The organism is Succinivibrio dextrinosolvens DSM 3072, from assembly GCF_900167015.1.
GTDB lineage: Bacteria > Pseudomonadota > Gammaproteobacteria > Enterobacterales > Succinivibrionaceae > Succinivibrio > Succinivibrio dextrinosolvens.
In genome coordinates this window covers 1-20,187 of sequence record NZ_FUXX01000030.1, presented here as the reverse complement: position 1 = coordinate 20,187, position 20,187 = coordinate 1, and the positions used below count along the sequence as shown (strand labels likewise).

16 protein-coding genes and 1 tRNA gene are annotated in these 20,187 nt (G+C 40.6%); 8 read left to right on the top strand and 9 right to left on the bottom strand.

Going from position 1 to position 20,187, the window contains the following annotated elements; translation table 11 throughout:
- Positions 1-2: 2 nt before the first annotated feature.
- Positions 3-2,465, bottom strand: coding sequence for a bifunctional aspartate kinase/homoserine dehydrogenase I (gene thrA, locus B5D46_RS08395; RefSeq protein WP_078929070.1), 2,463 nt, complete (start codon positions 2,463-2,465; stop codon positions 3-5).
- Between the two features lie 223 nt (positions 2,466-2,688).
- Here thrA and B5D46_RS08390 point away from each other — a divergent pair, with 223 nt between their 5' ends.
- The 3 genes from B5D46_RS08390 (at position 2,689) to pfkA (ending at position 5,385) form a co-directional block, all read left to right on the top strand.
- Positions 2,689-3,438 carry a hypothetical protein gene (locus B5D46_RS08390; protein WP_159443067.1) on the top strand — a complete coding sequence of 250 codons (750 nt, stop codon included), beginning with the start codon at positions 2,689-2,691 and terminating at the stop codon, positions 3,436-3,438.
- Between the two features lie 197 nt (positions 3,439-3,635).
- Positions 3,636-4,397 carry a triose-phosphate isomerase gene (gene tpiA / locus B5D46_RS08385; protein ID WP_031492943.1) on the top strand — a complete coding sequence of 254 codons (762 nt, stop codon included), beginning with the start codon at positions 3,636-3,638 and terminating at the stop codon, positions 4,395-4,397.
- Positions 4,398-4,419: 22 nt separating this feature from the next.
- Positions 4,420-5,385 carry a 6-phosphofructokinase gene (pfkA, locus tag B5D46_RS08380; RefSeq protein ID WP_078929068.1) on the top strand — a complete coding sequence of 322 codons (966 nt, stop codon included), beginning with the start codon at positions 4,420-4,422 and terminating at the stop codon, positions 5,383-5,385.
- A gap of 94 nt (positions 5,386-5,479) precedes the next feature.
- On the opposite strand, the gene B5D46_RS08375 is transcribed toward pfkA, so the two are convergent.
- From B5D46_RS08375 to B5D46_RS08350, 6 genes are all read right to left on the bottom strand, one after another.
- Positions 5,480-5,758 (bottom strand): hypothetical protein, encoded by a 279-nt coding sequence (locus B5D46_RS08375; protein WP_078929067.1) that lies wholly within the window; start codon positions 5,756-5,758, stop codon positions 5,480-5,482.
- Positions 5,759-5,787: 29 nt separating this feature from the next.
- The gene (locus tag B5D46_RS08370; protein WP_078929066.1) at positions 5,788-7,248 is read right to left on the bottom strand and encodes a tetratricopeptide repeat protein; all 1,461 of its coding nucleotides are present in this window, start codon (positions 7,246-7,248) and stop codon (positions 5,788-5,790) included.
- Between the two features lie 23 nt (positions 7,249-7,271).
- Positions 7,272-8,612, bottom strand: a complete 1,341-nt coding sequence (locus B5D46_RS08365; RefSeq protein WP_159443066.1) for a tetratricopeptide repeat protein — start codon at positions 8,610-8,612, stop codon at positions 7,272-7,274.
- Positions 8,613-8,771: 159 nt separating this feature from the next.
- Positions 8,772-9,875, bottom strand: coding sequence for a tetratricopeptide repeat protein (locus B5D46_RS08360; RefSeq protein ID WP_078929064.1), 1,104 nt, complete (start codon positions 9,873-9,875; stop codon positions 8,772-8,774).
- 218 nt (positions 9,876-10,093) lie between these two features.
- The gene (locus B5D46_RS08355) at positions 10,094-11,038 is read right to left on the bottom strand and encodes a BspA family leucine-rich repeat surface protein (protein ID WP_078929063.1); all 945 of its coding nucleotides are present in this window, start codon (positions 11,036-11,038) and stop codon (positions 10,094-10,096) included.
- Between the two features lie 529 nt (positions 11,039-11,567).
- A tRNA-Thr gene (locus B5D46_RS08350) sits at positions 11,568-11,640 on the bottom strand.
- A gap of 86 nt (positions 11,641-11,726) precedes the next feature.
- On the opposite strand from B5D46_RS08350, the gene B5D46_RS08345 reads away from it, so the two are divergent.
- The 4 genes from B5D46_RS08345 to glk all read left to right on the top strand — a co-directional run bounded on the left by B5D46_RS08345 (position 11,727) and on the right by glk (position 17,114).
- On the top strand, positions 11,727-12,122 hold the full coding sequence (locus tag B5D46_RS08345; protein WP_031492950.1) for a hypothetical protein: 396 nt from the start codon (positions 11,727-11,729) through the stop codon (positions 12,120-12,122).
- Between the two features lie 309 nt (positions 12,123-12,431).
- Positions 12,432-13,928 (top strand): POTRA domain-containing protein, encoded by a 1,497-nt coding sequence (locus B5D46_RS08340; protein WP_078929062.1) that lies wholly within the window; start codon positions 12,432-12,434, stop codon positions 13,926-13,928.
- Positions 13,929-13,962: 34 nt separating this feature from the next.
- Positions 13,963-15,933, top strand: a complete 1,971-nt coding sequence (locus B5D46_RS08335; protein WP_159443065.1) for a two-partner secretion domain-containing protein — start codon at positions 13,963-13,965, stop codon at positions 15,931-15,933.
- Positions 15,934-16,136: 203 nt separating this feature from the next.
- Positions 16,137-17,114, top strand: coding sequence for a glucokinase (gene glk, locus B5D46_RS08330; protein ID WP_078929060.1), 978 nt, complete (start codon positions 16,137-16,139; stop codon positions 17,112-17,114).
- Positions 17,115-17,421: 307 nt separating this feature from the next.
- On the opposite strand, the gene B5D46_RS08325 is transcribed toward glk, so the two are convergent.
- Positions 17,422-18,684: an SLC13 family permease gene (locus tag B5D46_RS08325; protein WP_078929059.1), complete on the bottom strand. Its 1,263-nt coding sequence runs from the start codon at positions 18,682-18,684 to the stop codon at positions 17,422-17,424.
- A 321-nt stretch (positions 18,685-19,005) separates the two neighbouring features.
- Positions 19,006-19,788 (bottom strand): DUF5131 family protein, encoded by a 783-nt coding sequence (locus tag B5D46_RS08320; protein ID WP_234973835.1) that lies wholly within the window; start codon positions 19,786-19,788, stop codon positions 19,006-19,008.
- 142 nt (positions 19,789-19,930) lie between these two features.
- Between B5D46_RS08320 and B5D46_RS08315 the strand changes: the two genes are divergently transcribed.
- Positions 19,931-20,187, top strand: a 257-nt coding sequence (locus tag B5D46_RS08315) for a transposase family protein (RefSeq protein ID WP_078929057.1), incomplete at its 3' end; no start/stop codon positions are given.

Genomic DNA, 20,187 nt, shown 5'->3' with positions numbered 1-20,187 from the left:
TTTTAATCCTCGTGAGTCCAGTTCTGAAGACGTAGAACATCTGACAGAACACCTGCAGCGGTAACCTCGGTACCAGCACCGTAACCACGGATAACCAGAGGAATTGGCTGATAGTATAAGGTTGTAAGAGCAAGTGCATTCTCACCATCACGAACTCTGAATAAAGGATCCTCAGGACCAACTTCACGCAGCTGACAGAATACCTTGCCATCCTTGATGCAGCCTACATAACGTAGAACCTTGCCCTTTGCCTTAGCCTCAGAAACCTTCTTTGAGAACTCGGCATCAGCATTCTTCAGGTTGGCGATAACTTCCTTGGCATTGCTGCCCTTCAGATATTTAGGCTCAACAATTGAATCAATCTTTACATCGGAAAGCTCAAGCTCCATTCCGTTTTCACGGGCTAAAATCAGAAGCTTGCGGCCAACATCCATACCATCTAAATCATCCGCTGGATTAGGCTCGGTAAAGCCCTTCTCATAAGCAATCTGTGTTGCCTCTGACAGAGTCTTTCCATCTTCAACAAGTCCGAAGATAAATGATAAGGTGCCTGACAGAATGCCAGCAAAGTCAATCAGTTCATCACCTGCTGCCAGCTGATTCTGCATGGTGTTGATAACAGGAAGACCTGCACCTACGTTTGCCTCATACAGGAACTTGCGGTGATGAAGCTTGGCTGCCTCACGAAGCTTCTTGTAGAAATCAAAGCTCAGGGTATTTGCCTTCTTGCTTGGGGTTACAATGTGGTAACCAGCCTTCATATAGTCAATGTAGGAGTTTGCAAGCTCCTCTGAGGTTGTACAGTCAACCAGAATTGGGTTTAAAAGATGAGCTGACTTGATTAAAGCCTCAGCAGTCTCTGGAGTTAAAGCCTCTGAGTCAGATTCTGAGAGAAGCTCCTGGTAGTTTTCAAGATCAACACAGTTTGGATCAGAGATAAAGTGTTTAGAGTTACCTACACCAACAACTCTGATATCAATTCCCTGCTTTGATGAAAGCATCTCACGCTGACGCTTGATCTGAGATAACAGCGCACCACCGACACCGCCGCAGCCTAAAAGTACAACATCAAGTCTCTGCTTGGAGTTGAAGAAAGCGGTATGAGCAAAGGCAACAGCCTCTGGCACACGCTTCTGAGAAATCACAGCAGAAATAGAACGCTCTGATGAGCCCTGTGCAATTGCACGGATGTTAACGTTGGCCTCAGCTAGAGCACGGAAGAACTTGCCGGAAATACCGCGAACAGTTCTCATTCCGTCGCCTACTACAGAAATAATTGCGCAGCCTTCCTTGACCTCGATAGGATTTAGAAGACCTTCTTTAAGCTCAAGCTTGAACTCGCCGGTAATTGCTCTCTTTGCCTTAGACAGTTCAGACTGATTTACACAGAATGAAATTGAGTACTCAGATGATGACTGGGTAATCAGTGTAACTGAAACATTGGCACGTGATACTGCGGTAAACAGTCTTCCTGCCATACCCACCATACCCTTCATACCAGGGCCTGAGATATTTAAAAGAGCAATTCCCTTAAGATCTGAGATACCCTTGATTGGAATAGATAAATCGGTTTCCTCTGAAATCAGGGTACCCTCACCCTTTGGGTTCTTGGTATTCTTAATCAGACATGGAATATGGAACTGAGCAATAGGAGCAATGGTACGAGGATGAAGAACCTTGGCACCGAAATATGAAAGCTCCATAGCCTCGGCATATGACATCTTTCTTAAAAGAATAGCGCCTGAGACCGCTCTTGGGTCACAGCTGTATACGCCATCAACGTCAGTCCAGATTTCACAGCACTCTGCATTTGAGATTGCTGCAAGACAGGCTGCAGAATAATCAGAGCCGTTACGTCCAAGCAGAACCTGCTCGCCCTGAGCATTACCGCCGCAGAAGCCGCTCATAAGGGTAATAGCATCCTTATCATCTTCAAGTGCTGCATATTTAGCCTTGGATGCATCAATGTTTACAGAAGACTCCATGATAGGACCTTCTGTTACTAAAACCTTAACAGGATCGATAACACGAACCTTCTTGCCCAGTGACTTTAAAAGCTCTTCCATAATAAGGATGGAGAAACTCTCGCCACGGCTTTCAATATATGCCATCACAAGCTCTGGACATACACCTAAAAGAGCCATACCGTCTACCCTCTTGCGGATAGTTTCCATGGTCTTGTTGTACTCTGAAAGGATTTTCTTGGTGTTAAAGCCTTCGAACTTGGAGCCTAATGTGGTAATAATTGGTTCAATAATTGCGCGAATGTCATCAAATTCCTTTAAACCACTGTTTCCTGCGGCACCTTGTGCAACTAGAGCAACTAGCAGATTGGTGATCTTTGCAGGGGCAGATAAAACTAAAGCTGTCTGAGAATGAGCAGCTGTATCAAGCGCAATTTTGGCAACATCCTGAAAACGCTCTGCGTTCGCAACTGATGTTCCACCAAACTTAAGAACACGCATATAAGCTCCTAATAATCTAATTCATTTAATAATACGTATTTTGGTATTTTTTAAGTTTTTGGATTTTTTGTCAAACATAATTTGGTTTTAGCTTGCCGGATGTGGCAAATAGTTTTTCAGAAAAAAAGTTGTTTTCAGATAAATATTATATTTTTCAACATGTTAACAAAGTGGCATTACTTTTGCTGATTTTTAGGTATTCAGAAGAGGAAAAATATAGAAAATGGCTATAGAATCAGCATTAGACATACTCGGCACGAGTATTTTAGATAACATAAAATCAAATCGTAATTTACGAAGTGACGTTGCACTATTTTCGAACGTGTTATTAAAAAACATGCTCGATAGTGGTGTTTCTCTGGAAAAATCACTTTCAAAAAATACCTCTACTGAAAAAAAGACTAAAACTGACAGTCAGGACTCTTCTGAACAGGTTGAAAATGAGATGCAGGAGACTTCATCTACAGCCAGCAGCTATCAGTATAAGGTCTGTGGAATCGAGCATGCATACAGACTGAATCAATCTCTGTACGGACCTGATATTGAACCTGTAATAAGACTAGATGGAACTCTAAATCCTATAAATGTTCTTTTCTACAACAACATTATATTTAACGGCAATCTTAACCCCGACAAATTAACCGATATTGATCTTGGAGGGAAAATAGCACTGGTTCTATATATAGGATCACTGATGAAGGAATACCCTATCACCAACGTCGATATAAGTACCTTCAATCTTATGAATCAGTGTTCTCCTCAGAACACCTGCAGTACATGCACCTCTACCCAGTGCTATGTGATAGTCCTGTATATAATAGGTATAAATCTTCTCTTCTATATAAAGGATAAGAAACCAGATCGCTTCAACTATAAGGATGAAAAGAAAAAACGCCTTAAGGATATGAAGAAAAAAGAGGACGAACAGAAGGAGAATATGAAAAATTTTGCAGCAGGATTCCAGTTTGGATAGTCTATTACTCAAATTTTTTCAATAGAAAATGTGCTGTATAGCACATTTTGTATTTTAAAATCACCAAAAACAGCGCACAAAATTATCACACTCAAAAAAAAACATCATTTGTCACAGTTTTGTTGTAGAATTACTCAATTATTTAAATCATACATACGATACTTTCGTATCTTGAATAACTATTGAGGGATAACATTATGAGAAAACCTGTTGTAATGGGTAACTGGAAATTAAACGGCACCAAGTCAACCGTAACTGATTTAATCAAGGCATTCACTGGTGTTGCAAATGCAAATGAGAAAGTTGATGTAGCAATCTGCGCACCTGCTATTTTCATCGGTATGGTTGAGTCATTAGCAACTGGTTCAAAGCTACAGTGGGGTTCAGAGGACGTTGATGTTCATACTTCTGGTGCTTTCACTGGTGAGAATTCTCCTGTTATGATCAAGGAATTCGGTTCAACATACGCTATCGTAGGTCACTCAGAGCGTCGTGGCTACCACAACGAGTCAAACGAAGTTGTTGCAGCTAAGTTCAAGGCTGCTCAGGACAACGGTCTAGTACCAGTTCTATGCATCGGTGAGTCAGAGGCTGAATACGATGCAGGCAAGACCCTTGATGTTTGCCAGGCTGAAATCAAGGCTGTTATCGATCTATGTGGTATTGAAGCATTCAAGAATGCAATCATCGCTTACGAGCCAATCTGGGCTATCGGTACCGGCAAGACTGCAACTCCTGAGATCGCTCAGAACGTTCACGCAGGTATCAGAGCTTTCTTAAAGACCTTCAACGCAGAAGTTGCTGACGGTGTTCGTATCCTATACGGTGGTTCATGCAATGCTAAGACCGCTCCAGAGTTATTCGCTCAGAAGGACATCGATGGTGGTCTAATCGGTGGTGCTTCTCTAAAGGTTGCTGATTTTACTGCAATCATTGAAGCTGCTACAGCAAACGCATAATTATTAACGGATAAAAAAAAGTATGTCTATCAAGAAAATAGGTGTATTAACCTCAGGTGGTGATGCACCAGGAATGAATGCAGCTATTCGTGCTGTTGTTAGAACTGCGCTTTCTTACGGTTGGGAAGTTGTTGGTGTAATCGATGGTTACTCCGGCCTTCATGCTGGTAACTTTATTCAGCTGACCAGACGTTCAGTATCAGATCTTTTAAACCGTGGCGGTACCTTCCTGGGTACAGCACGTTTCCCACAGTTCAAGGATCCTAAGGTACGTGAGGAAGCTGTTGAGGTTATGAAGCAGAACGGAATCGACGCACTGGTTGTTATCGGTGGTGACGGTTCCTACATGGGCGCTAAGTTCATCTCTGAGCTAGGTTTCCCTTGCATCGGCTTACCAGGCACTATTGATAACGATATTGCTGGTACTGATGCTACTATCGGTTTTGATACCGCTCTGAATACTGCTGTTGAAGCTATCGATAAGCTACGTGATACCTGCTCATCACACAAGAGAATCAGTGTTGTTGAGGTTATGGGTCATCACTGCGGTGACTTAGCTGTCTGTGCAGCTGTATCATGCGGTGTGGAAGCTGTTCTTGTTCCTGAAGTTAAGTGGGACAAGGATGAAGTTTATGCAAGCATCAAGAGATCTGTAGACGCTGGTAAGCGCCATGCAATCCTGGTTGTTTGTGAGCTTCAGACTGATGTTCATCAGATGGCAAAGGATCTTGAGGCTCTAACCGGTCTTGAGACTCGTGCTACCGTTCTAGGTCACATCCAGAGAGGTGGTACTCCATCAGCAGTTGATCGTGTATTAGCATCTCGTATGGGTGCTTATGCATGTGAGCTTCTGAAGTCAGGTGAGTCAGGCCGTTGTGTTGCTCTAAAGCGCGGTGAACTAGTTCACTACGACATCATCGAGTGCATCAACAGCATGAAGCACAAGTTCATGAAGACCACTTACGATCTAGCTTGCAGCTTAGGTTAATCAGTACTTCATATACATCACAGAGCCCTCAGATGAGGGCTTTGTTGTTTTTTGGATAAATATTACCCTTTTCTCAGGTCAATAATTTTCTTACTTACTTTGGCGCTCCGGTCAGCACAAATCTAACGTTCCCCTGCAGAACAGTAATTGCCTTTTCTACATCTTCTGGTGCCACACTCAGTCTGAAAATCATCAGATCAAGATGATTATTTACTCTCGCGGGATTGATACGCGCTCCGCATCCTACAACCGGCATTTCTTCTGATGCGAATTCATAGTATTTAATATGCTCTTTTTCCAGAATCTCTTTTGCAAGATTGTAATCAGATTCATCTGAAGACAGATAGATTGCGGTTTTCTTTGTTAGAAACATACAGAACTCCCGGAGTTACTCGTCCAAGGTCACTTTGAGCTCAGACTCTTAAGATTCTTGCAGCCATCCTTACTGCCAAGCTTGCAGGCTTTTTCAAAATATACAGAGGCTTTTTCAGGATCTGCCTTGCCTGAGATTCCATTCTTTAAAAGCAGACCTGAAAAATTGCAGCTTTCGTTATGTCCATAATCGCAGGCCTGACTAAACAGTTCCTGAGATCTGGTGAAATTCTGTTTTACATACTGACCATAGGCATACATGATTGCAAGATTTGAACATGCAGTTGCATCACCAAGTGAACAGGAGTATTTGTAAAGATTAAAGGCTTTTTTAAGATGAGTCTTATCCTGAGAATTCTGATATAAAACGCCCAGATTAGTACAGCCTTTTACATTTTTGCCATTACAGCTCTTCTCAAAATACACCATTGCACGATTCAGGCCCTCGGTAGTCTTATCATCGGCATAATAGAGTCCAAGATTAGTACAGGCATTGGTATTGCCAAGTGAACAACCTTTTTCAAAGCTTGCTATAGAATCATTATTCTCAGCATCGGCTGGAGCCAGTCCTTTAGACTGAAGAATTCCAAGTTCAAGACAGCCGTTGCCGTCATTGAAGTTGCAGGCCTTTTGAAGATACCTGTAGGCAAGAGCATAATCAAGATCTGCTCCCATACCCTTCTCGTACATAATTCCAAGATTTGAACAGGAGCGGGAGTCATTTAATTTACAGCCTTTTTCGTATAGAGAAAGAGCCTTCTTATAATCCGTATATACGCCGTAGCCGTTTATATAAAGATTAGCCAGGTTTGCACAGGCATAACCAAGATTAAGATGACAGCCGATTGAAAAATACTCATTGGCCTTAGAGTAATTCTTTATATCAATCAGACCTGAGTAGTACATGGCTCCGATATTGGTACAGGACTGTGGATCATCAAGATTACATCCGCGCTTATAGTAATCCAGAGCTTTGGCATAATTCTGTTTAACGCCCTCGCCTCTCTCATGCATAAGGCCGGAAAAGAAACAGCCCTGACCGTCTGATAAGCTGCAGGCCTTATCAAAGTTAATTCTGGCTTTCTTGAGGTTTCGGCGAATTTCCTTACCCTGAGCCAGAAGGCCGGCAAGATGAGTACATGAAGGACCATAGTCTAAATTGCAGCCCTTCTCAAAGAACTCTAAAGCACTAACCAGATCCGGATTAATTCCAGACTCATAATGCAGAAAATCCTGACCGATCTTGTCACAGATTTTTCCATCCTTAAGCTCACAGGCCTTAAGATATAGGGTATGACTCCTGTTTATGGAAACTTCAACCTTCTCGCCATTTTCATCAATGCCGAGAAAATAGTTGTTAGCAGCCTGCGAACAGGCGGCAGAATCGCCTTCATGGCACTTCTTTTCCAGAAGCTCGGTATGAGAATTAAAACATCCGCTTATGAAAAAAGAAGTGATGAAAAGACAGCAGGAGGCATTAAGCCATCTCATACAACTACCTCAAATACAGTTTTTTATCGTGTTTCTCTGAGCTTGAAATACTTTTCACAGCCGAGAGATGAACCTAGGGAGCAGGATTTTTTTATCAGAGCATCGGCCTTTTCCCGATCTCTGTTTATGCCCTTTCCGGTTAAATAGTGCTCTCCTAATTTGGCACAGCCCAGGCCGGCATTCTCAGAGCAGCTTTCAGAATACAGCATTAAAGCTCTCTGAAGATCGGTCTGAACGCCAAGACCGTACTCATACATATATCCAAGCTGAGCACATCCGGATGAGTTACCGTTATCACAGCTTCTGGTAAACAAATCTACAGCTTTTAAGTAATCAGGTTTAATCTGCTCGCCGCTTTTATACATGTCTGCAAGCATATTACAGCCTACAGAGTCACCTAAATCACAGCTTTTTTCAAAAAGCGACTTCGCCTTTATGCTATCGGCAGAAACGCCCCATCCTTTTAAATAAATTTCTCCCAAATATGAGCAGCCTAAAACTTCATCTTTGCCACAGCTTTCCTCAAACAGAGTCTTTGCCTTTTCATAATCGACCTTAACACCGATTCCGTTTGCATAGAAATAGCCGACATTTGAGCAGGCCTTAAGATTACCAAGCTTGCAGCCCTTTTCAAAGGACATCAGAGACTTTTTCAGATTTCTGCTGACTCCAAGTCCGTTTTTCTCAAGGGTGCCAAGTAAGGAGCAGCCAATGGCACTGTTGCCGTCACAGGCCTTAAGATAATACTCGTAGGCTTTATCGAAATTCTTTTTTCCAACAGTGCCTTCCTCATACATCAGGCCGATTTCAGCACAGCCATCGTAGGCATCAAGCTCACAGGCCTTGGAAAAATAATGCTGAGCCTGAGAATAGCTGCTTTTTACACCTTCACCAAACCTGTATAGGGAGCCGCATCTTACACAGGAATCGCCATTTCCCTCATCACAGCTTCTGCGGAAAATTCCTATGGCGCGATTCAGGTCAAACTCGTCATTAAGACCGTCCAATCTCATTTTTGCAAGAGAAAGACAGGCTTCCTTGTTGTCCTTCCGGCAGGCTTTACTGAACAGGGATGCAGCCTTTTCATTATTTGCATCAATAAATTCGCCTTTAAGATACATCTGGGCTGCCACATTACAGCTCTGATAGTCCAAAAGAGCACAGGCCTTCTCAAAGGCAGCCGCTGCCTGAGGTGCTGTAATCAGATCAAGGTGCTCATAGTAGTTAAGCCCTAAGGTTACACAGGCAGAGACATCATTATTTTCACAGTTGTTCTTAAGAGAGAACAGATTGTTGTCATCAGCATAGGCCAAAGATGATAGGGAGATTGAAAATGCAGTTAATACTATAGTTAAATTTTTCATAAGGAGTCTTTCAAAAATATTAATTATCATTTTAAAATATAAAGACTTTTTTTTAATCTTTTATCTTTGCGCCTCACAAAAATAAAAAAAGACCTTCAAATAAGACAAAAGGATCCGTTTTTTCCGAATCCTTTCACACATTCAGGGGTAATTAACTGTTTACTTCTTCTCTGGTGCCGGAGCCTGAGGCGACTGAGCGTTCTCGGTTTTGGCAATATGCTCACAGGCTGCGGTGGAGCCTACGTCACAGGCCTTGGAATATATTGTTGCAGCTACATTACGACTTCTCTTGACACCTTTGCCCTTTTCATAGCATAAAGCCAGATTGTAGCAACCGGTTGAATCATTACCATCACAGGCTTCCTTAAACAGATTGAAAGCTTTCTTATCGTCAGCAGGAACGCCCTTGCCCTCTAAATAGATCTGGCCCAATGAGGTACAGCTTCTGATACTTCCATACTCACAGCCTGTAGAAAATGCCTCTACAGCTTTACCGATTTTATTCTTATCCCCCATATATATGGTTCCAAGCTTATGGCAGCTGATAGCATCGGCATTATCACATGCCTTGCTGTACAGATACTGAACCTTGTCCTGGTTATACTTAACGCCAATTTCATTCTCATAGAAAGCAGCAACAAAACGGCAGGAACCGAATTCACCGTTTGAGCAGGCATAATTTAAAAGCTTGAAAGCCTTGAATTCATCTGTATCAATCTCATCTGCAGCAAAATATCTGTAGCCAAGATTTGAACAGGCATAGACATCTCCCTCTGCACATGATTCCTTAATCAGTTTAATTCCTCTGTTGACTGTGACTCTGGTTCCGATACCTGAGACCTTCATCTCACCGTAGTATGCGCAGGCACGCAGATCCTTATCATCTTCACAGTACTGTTTGAATAGCTCGTATAGGGTATCGTAATTGGTCGACTTTACAGCGTAGTTGTAGATTTTGGCTGCACGCTGAACATCCTTTGGAACTCGATATGATTTGATTCTAGATACAGCGCCCTTGTTAAACACAAGTGCAGAACAGGCTTTCTGGTCACGACCGAAGGTACAGGCCTTCTCATAGTATTTATCTGCAGCAGCGAAATCCAGAACACTCTCATCACCTGTAGCATAGATATCGGCAAGCTTGGTGCACTGTGAATAGTCTCCACCGTCGCACTTTTCTTTTAAAGACTTAATATCATCATCTGCCGATGCTGCAGTAATCAGCGTCAGAATAGAAAAAGTAGCTAGTATTTTTTTTATCATAAAGAATTACCCTGCCGAGCGAAACGAGAGTTATCATCTTAATGATAGTTTTAATTTAAACAATGTGGGATTTAGAATTTAAAATTCGCTCTCATTTTTTTTCAAAAAATAGAATCAGCGCAAATTTAGCCTCAGCAGGACAAAAAAGAATTATTCAGAACAGGAAAGAATACATAAGAAACGACTCCACCTGAAAAGCAGAGCCGTCATGTTGAATCCTAAAGCTTTGAAAGGATGTTGTTCTTGAGTAATGCTAGCTCATCATCTGTAATCATGCCCGAATCGTGAAGCTTCTTAAGTCTCTCCAGGGCTGCAATTACATCAGTCTTTTCCTCACTCTGTGCTGCTCCACTATCTGAAGAAGTTATGTTCTCCTCTGCAGGTGACATTGATACGGTTGTATCGTAGTCATCATCACTCTCTGCATCCTTATTCTTCTTGTAGATAATGGTGTGGGCATCAAACTTGGCTTCAAGTCTGTCAGCAATATTTGAGGATTTACTGGTCAGATTCTTAGCAAAGTTGGCGATTCCATCACGGGCAACAGTATCATCAAGATGTTTCTGAATACTTGCCTGTTCAGCCTGAGCCTCAAGTACAGGATCGACACCGCAGGCCACATTCGGATCGACATAAACAATAGGAGAGCCGTAATACATACCGACCTCATCCTCAACATTGCTCATATCCCAGGTAGGCTTTTTCTCAAAATAACGTGCATACATGAACATGAAGCGCATTGTTTTTACCTTGGAAACATCCCAGGCATCAAGATTCTGATTGAAGGCGCTGGCATCGTAGAACATTGATGCCATATTCTCCACATTGGAAACATCCCACATGCTGATATCCTGATTAAAGGATGTCGCAAACTGGAACATACCTCTCATATTCTTTACTTTGGAAACATTCCACTTTGAGATATCAGCGTTGAAGTTCCTTGCATAACAGAACATATAGCTCATGTCGGTTACGTTGGAAACATCCCAGGATTCAATACCCTCGTAGAAAAATCTAGCCTGATCGCCGCCGCTTAAGGTTGGCTCAAACAGATGGCTCATATCTGTGATCTTAGAGGTGTCAATTTCCCCTAGTTCAACTTCTTCATCTAAAATAAGCCTCCTAAGTTCGATTTTGCTCTTAGGATGATATTTTTTTCTCATAAGTCTTTTGTTCTCTGATATTAACCTTCTAAAGAGGCTAAGAATATTGTTTTTGTTTTAATAATAGATTGGTTAAGACAGTATCTTACAAGGCAATGGATTATCGATCTATGTTACGCCTCGCAAATTCAGAGTATTTATTGTATTTCTTGATTTTTAGACCGCACTATAGCGGGAATAAAAAAAGGATCTCCCAAAAGCAGGAGATCCTTATAAAGGTATGTGTGATAATTGTTCTGTAATTATAAGGTAAAATAAACTTTATAATTCATTTAGTTATTGCACAATTTTGCATATTTCTTGCACAAAATCTTCATACGCTTTTTTAAACCAGAAAATACAATCAGTTCAAAATTTATCTAGAAAAAACAAAATGATATATAGAGTGAATGGATTTGTGGAGATATCAGACAGATTCGAAGTACTGCGCTCTAATACAGAGTTGAGTTAGATTCTTATAACAAAGGGATGATTTTTTATAGCCATCTATAAAAAAGTATTTATAAATCAATATGTTATAAACTATTTTTGCTACCTGGCAGAATCGGACTGCCGACCTACTGGTTACGAATCAGTTGCTCTACCTACTGAGCTAAGGTAGCATTACAAAATAATGAACTAATTTTAAGAAATACTTAGATTTTTTTCAATAAGTGTTTTGATACAATATCAAAAACACGGAGATAATATGGATTACGGATACCCAAGAATTGTATACAACTGCCTTAGAGTGGTGGCTTTATACCTGTTTACTGTCAACGCCTATGCAAGTCTGCCAACAGATATTACAAGACTGCTTATACTGCTTATAACTACTGCCTTCATACTGTACTCAGGCTACAGACTGCACAAGTCCAACCGCTATTTCCCAACCATGTTCACCTGGTCTTTAGCAGCTCTGCCATGGGCATTCTTTTTAGAGATGCGTCTTTTATATGGAAGCTTTACTATCGACATGGTCAAGTATGTGGACAAATACAGCTACTCCATTGCAGTGTATAACTCCTTCCGTTATGTACTGACCATCTTTGTCTGCTACGTGATTTTAAAAGATCTCTATCATTCAATTAAGAACATTAACTGATTTGTCCTATCGCCCTGAGCGTAGAGCTTTAATACATTCCGGAACATAAGATTATGGCGGCAGATAATGTCGTCATAAATTTTTCAAAAAACCAATAAACATTATTTTAATCATAGGGTTATTAAGAGTTTTCACAAAAAAATACCCCCTTACAGAGTGAGCTGAAAAAACAGCCCTGATAATAGCTTCCACAAACCTTTAATGGATGTGGAATTCATATATCGCATATTTTCTCCTTTTTCCACATCCATTCTTTTAGATTAAATCAGAGCCTTAGAGATGTTCTGAGGACTAAACAGGTATGGATAAATGGCTAAAGTAAGAAATCTCCTATTATCATTATTTACTGCGCTGTGCTTCATGGGTGCAGGCAGCAGCTTTGCCCAGGTATTAAACAATGTTGAAATAAAATCACAGGCAAAACTCAGTAAAAGCGAACTGAATGATATCCTCAAAGGCTATGTGGGCAGAGAAATCACCGTATATTCACTGCAGAATCTTTTAAATGACCTTACAGCAGTCTACAAAAGCAACGGCTATCTTACCGCCCAGGCCTTCTATCCTGAGCAGGAGAGCTATAACGGCGAGCTTAAAATCGTAGTTGAGAGTGCCAGACTTAATGAGGTCCGACTTAAAAATCTTAGCACAGTAAATAAAAAGACACTCTACAGACTCTTTGAGAACACCAGAAAACTTCAGAATAAACCTGTAAATTCAAGTGAACTTAACGACTCACTTTTAAAGGTTAAGGATTTAAACCTCTTTGATATTGCAGGCTACTTTGAGAATTCATCTGATGACAGTGCTGATCTGCTTTTAGACATCAAGCCAAAAAGACGTTTTTCATTTCAGGGCTTCTATGATAACTACGGCAACAGAAGTACAGGAGAAAACCGTTTTGTAGGACTTGTAACCTGCAATGACGTTTCTCATCATGCAGACAAGGCTGATCTACTTTTAGCCACCACAGACAGACAACAGAATAATTTCAGCTTTGACTACAGAATTCCTATCAACTCCAATCTGAATGTTCTGGGTACAGATTTATCCTACTCTGATTATGAGCTTGGCGGAGACTATAAGGATCTAGATATTCACGGCAATGTTTTCAATGCAGATATGTATCTTGAGAATCCTTTCTACAGAACCTCAAAAACCAGATTTACTGCCGATATCGGACCTTACTACAGAAATATAACCGATAATATTGATGCCTTTGATGTAAAGCTCAAGCGTCACAGCTATGGTATGTTCACAGACTTCAAGCTTGATAACTATCTAAACTCACTGAATCTTGCACATACCCTGCGCCTTAACTACGGAAAGATAAAAAATGACGATGAGTATCAGCTTTACGATGACAAATCATATTTCATAACCACATTAGATGGAACCGTATCCTTTGACTTTAACCGTTTCTTTAACATCAGCAACAGCTACAATCTGCAGATTGCATCAACCTCAGTTGATCCTTCTGATAAATTCTCCCCTTGCGGTGCCTATGGTGTGAAGGCCTTTGCATCAAATACAGCTGCCTCTGACAACGGTCTCTTTGATGATCTGAAATTTACCTATAAGGTTAAAACCTATCCGACCTTCAATGTATATACAGACTTCATGCAGGCACATGCAAAGAACCATAACTCTGACAAAAAAGAAAGCTTCTATGCTGTAGGTCTGGGCAGTGAAGTTGTATACAAGGGCTTTTATGTTAATGCATCTCTGAACAAGGCAGTAGGCACAAACAGAGAGTATGCAAAGGACAGTGTAAAGCTTCTGGTTAAATTCGGCTATTACATGGATTAAACAGTTTAAAAACAATTACCTTTATATGACAGCTATGAACAAGATAATAAAAACCCTTCCCCTGATTATCGGACTAAATCTGGGCGCTGCCTATGCCAGCGATGTACTTCCAAGCGGAGCAAAAATTATTGCAGGTGATGCCTCTATCTTTAAAGACGACAAATCAATGGCAATCATCTCCTCAAAGGATAGAAATGTCATCTCCTGGAATGACTTCTCTGTAGGCTCAGAGAACAAAGTAGTCTTTGACGAGCACAAATACCTCAACCTGGTCCACGGCTCAAAGGCCTCGGTCATTGACGGCAGTATCCACTTTTCTGGTTCTTCAGATTCAGCCTTCTACCTAATCAACCCTAACGGTATAACCTTGGGTAAAACCGGTATTATTGATGCCAATAAGGTCGTACTCTCAACCTCAAAGGTCAGCGAGAAAACCGTAAAAGACTTTATAGACTCAGGAGAGCTTTCCCTCTCACACAGAGGAATGGGAAAGATTAAGCTAATCGGACAGATACGTACAAGTAATCTTGTGGTAGACGGCTCACAGGTAATAATCCGCGATATTGAGAATATAAAGCGTTTAAATGACGGTTCATATAAAGAAGCTTTAACCAATACCGAGGATGAGAGCATCGTTATAAAAAGCTCAACTAAAAGAATTGATATCGGTGGACGCAGTGGACTTGATCTTGAGAGCGCCTATAAACTGAAAAAGGAGGATGGTCTTGTCGATCACACAGGAGAAATCGCTCTTTCAGATAAGGATGATTTTCAAAAGATTAAAGATAATCCAGATGAAAAGTACTTTATAACCAATGATGTTGATCTTGGTGAAATTAAAGAGACTCTGGATGCTGACAAAGGCTTTAGCGGCAGTATTGACGGAGCATATAACTCTGTAAGCTATACACTTGTGACCGATAAAGGACAGAGAAGTGATTACGGTCTTTTCTCAAGACTTGATGGAGCCTCTGTTTCAAATCTTAAGATTGACAGAGCTTCAGTCGGAGTAAACTCAACTGCATCCGAGGTTTACGCTGGAGGTTTAAGTGGCAGAGTAAAAAACTCATCACTAAAAAATGTTGAGGTTCATGGCTTTGATGTCCAGAATGAATACAACTCCCCTATCAGAATCTATACCGGAGCTCTTGCAGGTTCACTTGAAAAGGGATCTGGAAAGAGTGAGATCAGTAATGTCTATACGGATTTTTCAGATAAGACAAAGGAAAGATTTGAATCCTATGATTACTACGTAAAAGGCACTCTTGCCGGATTAAATGAAGACTCAGTAAAGCTTTTAGGATATATCGGTACTGATTCAGCTCCTTATTACAGTATCTTTGGTGAAAACAGAAGCACAAAGAACTATTCACAGGTTAATACAGTACCTGACTCTATGTATATAAAACACGGCGGCGGTTATTCTCACACCGGTTTTTATGCACCATTCTTTGTAGATGATGATATTGAAATCACCTACAACAAGGATGAGCCTCAAAGCTATGAATACACAGACTTTACTGACAATCCATACTTTGTAAATACAAACTACGTAGATGTTACCTATGACTATGACACTCCTATTGAGGAGATCGGAGTCTATACCCATACATACTCATCAAAGACAGACGGAACTCAGTTCTACTTTGTAAAAAATAACAGTGCCTCTGATAGAGCAGATCACTATGTAAGAGTCATCGACAGAACAGTGATTGTTCCACCTCATAATGATGAAACAGCTAACGGTCAGGGATTATTTGACGGCAGTTTTAACGATAGTAAATTCTCCCTGTTTAGCAGCTATCTTCATGGAGATGATAAATACAGAGATGAAGATTATGACCATAAAAGCTACAGCGCTAGCTTAAGCTTCTATAACCGCATAAAACACAACAAAGAGCGTATTTCAGGCAGACTTCTGGCTTCACTTGATCTGAGCAATGCTCCATCAGGAGGCATCAGAACCTACGCCTATAACAACCAGAGTAAAAAGAAAACCTCTTAGTTTAGAAAAAAAAATTTTTAACGAAAGTAAAAAAAATCTCAATTTTATGGTCTTTGAGTTAAGTTTTATGAAAATTTTTTCATCTTTCTTGTATAATATTGGGACTATAGTCAAAGTATTTTTATCATCAGAAATGCTTTTTTGAAAAGAGTTTACTTTCGATTACAAAGAACAAAATTTAGACATAGAGGAACTATTAAAAAATGGAGCAGCTTAAGGGTGTTGCCTTAGTAGGAGACGTTGGCGGTACCAACGCACGTCTTGCATTAGTAAATCTGGCAGACGGAACTTTATCAAACACCAAGGTATACTCATCCGTTGACAACGATTCACTAGAGAAGGTTATTATCAAGTACAGAGAAGAAACCGGTGCTGTATTTGATTCTGCATGTATTGCGATTGCAACCATGCTGAATGGTGATCACGTTAAGATGACCAATAACCCATGGGAATTCTCAATTTCAGAGATGAAGAAGAATCTGAACCTTGAAAAACTGATTTTCATCAATGACTTCACTGCAATGTCAATGAGTGTTACAGCTATCAAGACTGAAGATATGGTTCAGATCGGTGGTGAAGAAATCGTTGAGAATGCTCCTAAGGCAATCTACGGTGCAGGTACCGGTCTAGGTGTTGGTTACCTGATTTACGCAGAGGGCAAGTGGATTCCTCTTCCAACTGAAGGCGGTCACGTTGATATCGCTGTTCAGTCTGACAGAGATGACTCTGTTCTTAAGGTTCTACGTAAGAAGTTCGACCACGTTTCAGGCGAGCGTCTTCTATCAGGTCAGGGTCTGGTTAACACTTATCAGGCTATTGCTGAACTTAATGGTCACGAGATCAGAGACGTTGTTCCTGCTGATGTTACCGGTGGTGCTTTTGCTGAGGATCCAGATCCTGACTGCAAGGAAACTGTTGATCTGTTCTGCAAGCTAATGGGTTCATTCGGTGGAAACCTGGCTCTAAACATTCTTGCTAAGGGCGGTGTATATATTGCTGGCGGTATCGTTCCAAGATTCATCGACTACTTCAAGAAGTCAGAATTCCGTAAAGAGTTCGAATCAAAGGGCCGTTTCAACAACGCTTTAAACAAGATCCCTGTATATGTAATTTCACAGGGTGATGCAGGTTTATTAGGTGCAGGCGCATATGTTCGTCAGGAACTAGGTGCTAAGCTTTAATATTCAGAATACAAACTAAACATCCCGTACTTTTGCACTTTCTGAGTAAATATGGGAATGAAGTCAATCCTCAGCAAACTGCTGAGGATTTTTGTTATGAGTTAATCTAAACCTAGGATAATTAAGACAAACTTGAACAAACACATCTTTATACATATTCATGTTTGACAGCACCCCATGGCTGAATAGCCATTGGGAGCATGTCAACTTAATATTATCCTAGAGGAAATAGAGTTTTTTCTATTCACAAATGACAATAAAGGGAGCTTTCGCTCCCTTTTACGTTAGTTTTATGGAATTAAATCTTTTAAGGGTTGAATGGCCATACAAGAGGAATAATGAATACACTGATAATGTAGCCAATGATACATAGAGGTGTACCTACCTTGATATAGTCAATAAAGTGCAGACCAGCAGGATTCATAACCATTACATTTGGTGGAGTTGCAACAGGTGTTGCGAATGCACAGGAGGTTGCAATTGAAATAGCCATAACCACAGCATATGGTGAAACCTGAAGTTCTTCTGAAATAGAAATACCAATTGGAATCAGAAGTGCTGCTGTACCGGTATTTGACATAAACTGAGTCAGACCGCAGGAGATAATAAACAGAACTGACATCATAACAGTATCAGAAGGATTATCGCCCATAAGACCGATAACAGATTCAGCAATCATCTTACCTGCACCTGTTTTCTCCAGAGCGCCGGCAATTGGAAGCATACCGGCAAACAGGAAGATTGTTACCCAGTCAACTCCCTTATAAGCCTGTTTTTCCGTAATACATTTGGTTACAACACAGGCTAGAGCACCGATAATAGCGATCATTGCCTGAGATAAACCAGGAATACCAAAAATCAGACCATAGATAACGAAAATCAGAATACCAAGAACAGTCCAGCGCTGACGAGGTGAGCCTGAACCGGTAAGCTCATTACCTAAAACACCTAAGTCAGAATCGTTCTTTGGAAGCAGCTTTCTTCCGACAAATACCATAAAGAATACGCTGATGAAGGCTACAGGAGCACCAACAAATGCGAACTCGAAGAAACCGAATGGCTCCAGACCACGCTCCTGAAGAGCAGATACAGCGAACATGTTTGGTGGAGTACCAACCATGGTCATCATACCACCAGCATTGGCAGCAACGGCCATAGCCATCAGAATAGCCGTAGCAGGAATCTTTGCAGAAGCACAGACACCAATAACCATAGGCATTAAACATGCAATAGTTCCAGTGTTTGATGCAAAAGCTGACATAATAATTGTTAACAGCATGAAGGAAATCATAAGAGGAACTTCACTGGTACCGACCCTTTTAACAACCATTCGACCGATAGCCTGAGCAAGTCCCGATTCGAGCATGGCAGTTCCGACAACGAACATACCTGCGAACAGAACAACGGTATCGTTAGACAGGCCTGAGAAAGTTTCTTTAGGAGTAAGAACTCCACACACACCTAAGGTTAAGGTTCCTAATATTGAGGTTACGGCAACAGGAATCAGTTCTGTAACAAACAGAAAAGCCACTACGCCAAGTACGATTAAAGTTATTGTAGCGTGATCCATACTCTTTCCTTATGTTAATAGCAGTTGGCTATATTAGTTATTTTTATCATTTTCTATAAGGCTTTTATGTGAGAGATTACGCAACGAAGAAAAGTTAAACTAAATTTATTGAAGATTTGCAATGAAATTCAAATTCTAATTTTTAAGAAAAGGTAATGTAAATGTGTTTTGTTTATAACTAGTAAGAATGAGTTATTCAGGCTGATTTATCGACGATTGTCGAAAGAATCTGGTAGTTAACCTGTATTATCGGTCTTTAAAAAAGTTTTGATGAAAAAAGATTTATAGTTTTCTTAAGTCAAAATATTCAGGAATTGTTTTCTAACATTTTCCGCAGTCTGAACAGCCGTTACATACAGCCTTCATGCCACATGAATCGCACTTTAACTTAAAATGTGGTTTGTATAGCTCTTCAGGGAAAATAGGCATGCCCAAAGCATCCACAAGCTTAAATTTTATTTCCCTTCCGATGTAGGTTAGCCCTGATTTGAGAGCCTGTGTACTTTGAAGTGCACTGCCTTCAATATGGTATTTACGGCCATCCTTTACAAAATAGTTACCGGTACCGCAAAAGACAAAAGTCACATCATATTTACGACATTCTTCGGACAGAGTCTTTACCCACTCGTAATGACATTCTCTGGCACCTGCGTAGTTCTCTCCATCACAGATTACCTGTTCAAGCTGTCCAGTCGAAAGATACTTCTCAAGAGAGACCTGACCTATAAAAGGTGCACACATAACACCTTTATGCTTGAAAGGAAGGTCCAGAAGAATAGGGATTCTCTCGTCTGCTCTCCTCTGATTCTCTGCAGATACATTGAAGAAGACATTGTCATAGCCATCATTCCAGTCTTTTGGAAGATGCTCGAGAACTCGTTGAGGTCGTTTGGTAAGTAAAAAGAACTTTACATCCGAACGCTGTCTGATGATTTTCCAGGCTTCCTCTCTCCATTCATCAGCTTCCTCTAAAAAGAAGTCAGAGGTCATACAGACACGGATCATCTCTCCGCTTTGAACTTTATATCCACCGTTTTTGTTTTTCTCAAGAGGATAGTAGAAGGATTTAGTTCGATAGATATCGGCTCCGTTTTTATCACGCATTCTATCCTGGAAAAACATGGGTTCTTCAGTAAAACTGTGGCTTATGAAAAACTTCTAGTGAATATTATCAAATAAATTAAACAAAAAAGGGCGTTTTCTCTTAAGATAAAAAAGCACAACAACACTTAAGAAGGAAACGCCCATGTCTTGTATTGTATCTGATTTTTTATCTAAAAACTTCTTTCCTGGCTTCAAGATTACAAATATTTCTTTTTCTGAAGTGTCTGACAGGGATATTACTATTGAGCTGGAACCTAAAGAACCTCCAGTCTGTCCACACTGTGGAAGTCATAACGTGGTTGTTCACGAATACAGAGAGAGAGTCATCAAAGATGAAAAGCTGCTAGGCTGTTTCGTTACTCTTGTAATCACCTACCGTACAATCAAATGCAATTACTG

Coding starts and splice junctions, on each gene's coding strand:
- B5D46_RS08370 (WP_078929066.1), bottom strand. CDS start 7,248: ATGAGATGGCTTAATGCCTCCTGCTGTCTTTTCATCACTTCTTTTTTC.
- B5D46_RS08355 (WP_078929063.1), bottom strand. CDS start 11,038: ATGAGAAAAAAATATCATCCTAAGAGCAAAATCGAACTTAGGAGGCTT.
- glk (WP_078929060.1), top strand. CDS start 16,137: ATGGAGCAGCTTAAGGGTGTTGCCTTAGTAGGAGACGTTGGCGGTACC.
- B5D46_RS08345 (WP_031492950.1), top strand. CDS start 11,727: ATGGATTACGGATACCCAAGAATTGTATACAACTGCCTTAGAGTGGTG.
- B5D46_RS08390 (WP_159443067.1), top strand. CDS start 2,689: ATGGCTATAGAATCAGCATTAGACATACTCGGCACGAGTATTTTAGAT.
- B5D46_RS08360 (WP_078929064.1), bottom strand. CDS start 9,875: ATGATAAAAAAAATACTAGCTACTTTTTCTATTCTGACGCTGATTACT.
- pfkA (WP_078929068.1), top strand. CDS start 4,420: ATGTCTATCAAGAAAATAGGTGTATTAACCTCAGGTGGTGATGCACCA.
- B5D46_RS08335 (WP_159443065.1), top strand. CDS start 13,963: ATGAACAAGATAATAAAAACCCTTCCCCTGATTATCGGACTAAATCTG.
- B5D46_RS08340 (WP_078929062.1), top strand. CDS start 12,432: ATGGCTAAAGTAAGAAATCTCCTATTATCATTATTTACTGCGCTGTGC.
- B5D46_RS08320 (WP_234973835.1), bottom strand. CDS start 19,788: ATGCGTGATAAAAACGGAGCCGATATCTATCGAACTAAATCCTTCTAC.
- B5D46_RS08365 (WP_159443066.1), bottom strand. CDS start 8,612: ATGAAAAATTTAACTATAGTATTAACTGCATTTTCAATCTCCCTATCA.
- B5D46_RS08325 (WP_078929059.1), bottom strand. CDS start 18,684: ATGGATCACGCTACAATAACTTTAATCGTACTTGGCGTAGTGGCTTTT.
- thrA (WP_078929070.1), bottom strand. CDS start 2,465: ATGCGTGTTCTTAAGTTTGGTGGAACATCAGTTGCGAACGCAGAGCGT.
- tpiA (WP_031492943.1), top strand. CDS start 3,636: ATGAGAAAACCTGTTGTAATGGGTAACTGGAAATTAAACGGCACCAAG.
- B5D46_RS08375 (WP_078929067.1), bottom strand. CDS start 5,758: ATGTTTCTAACAAAGAAAACCGCAATCTATCTGTCTTCAGATGAATCT.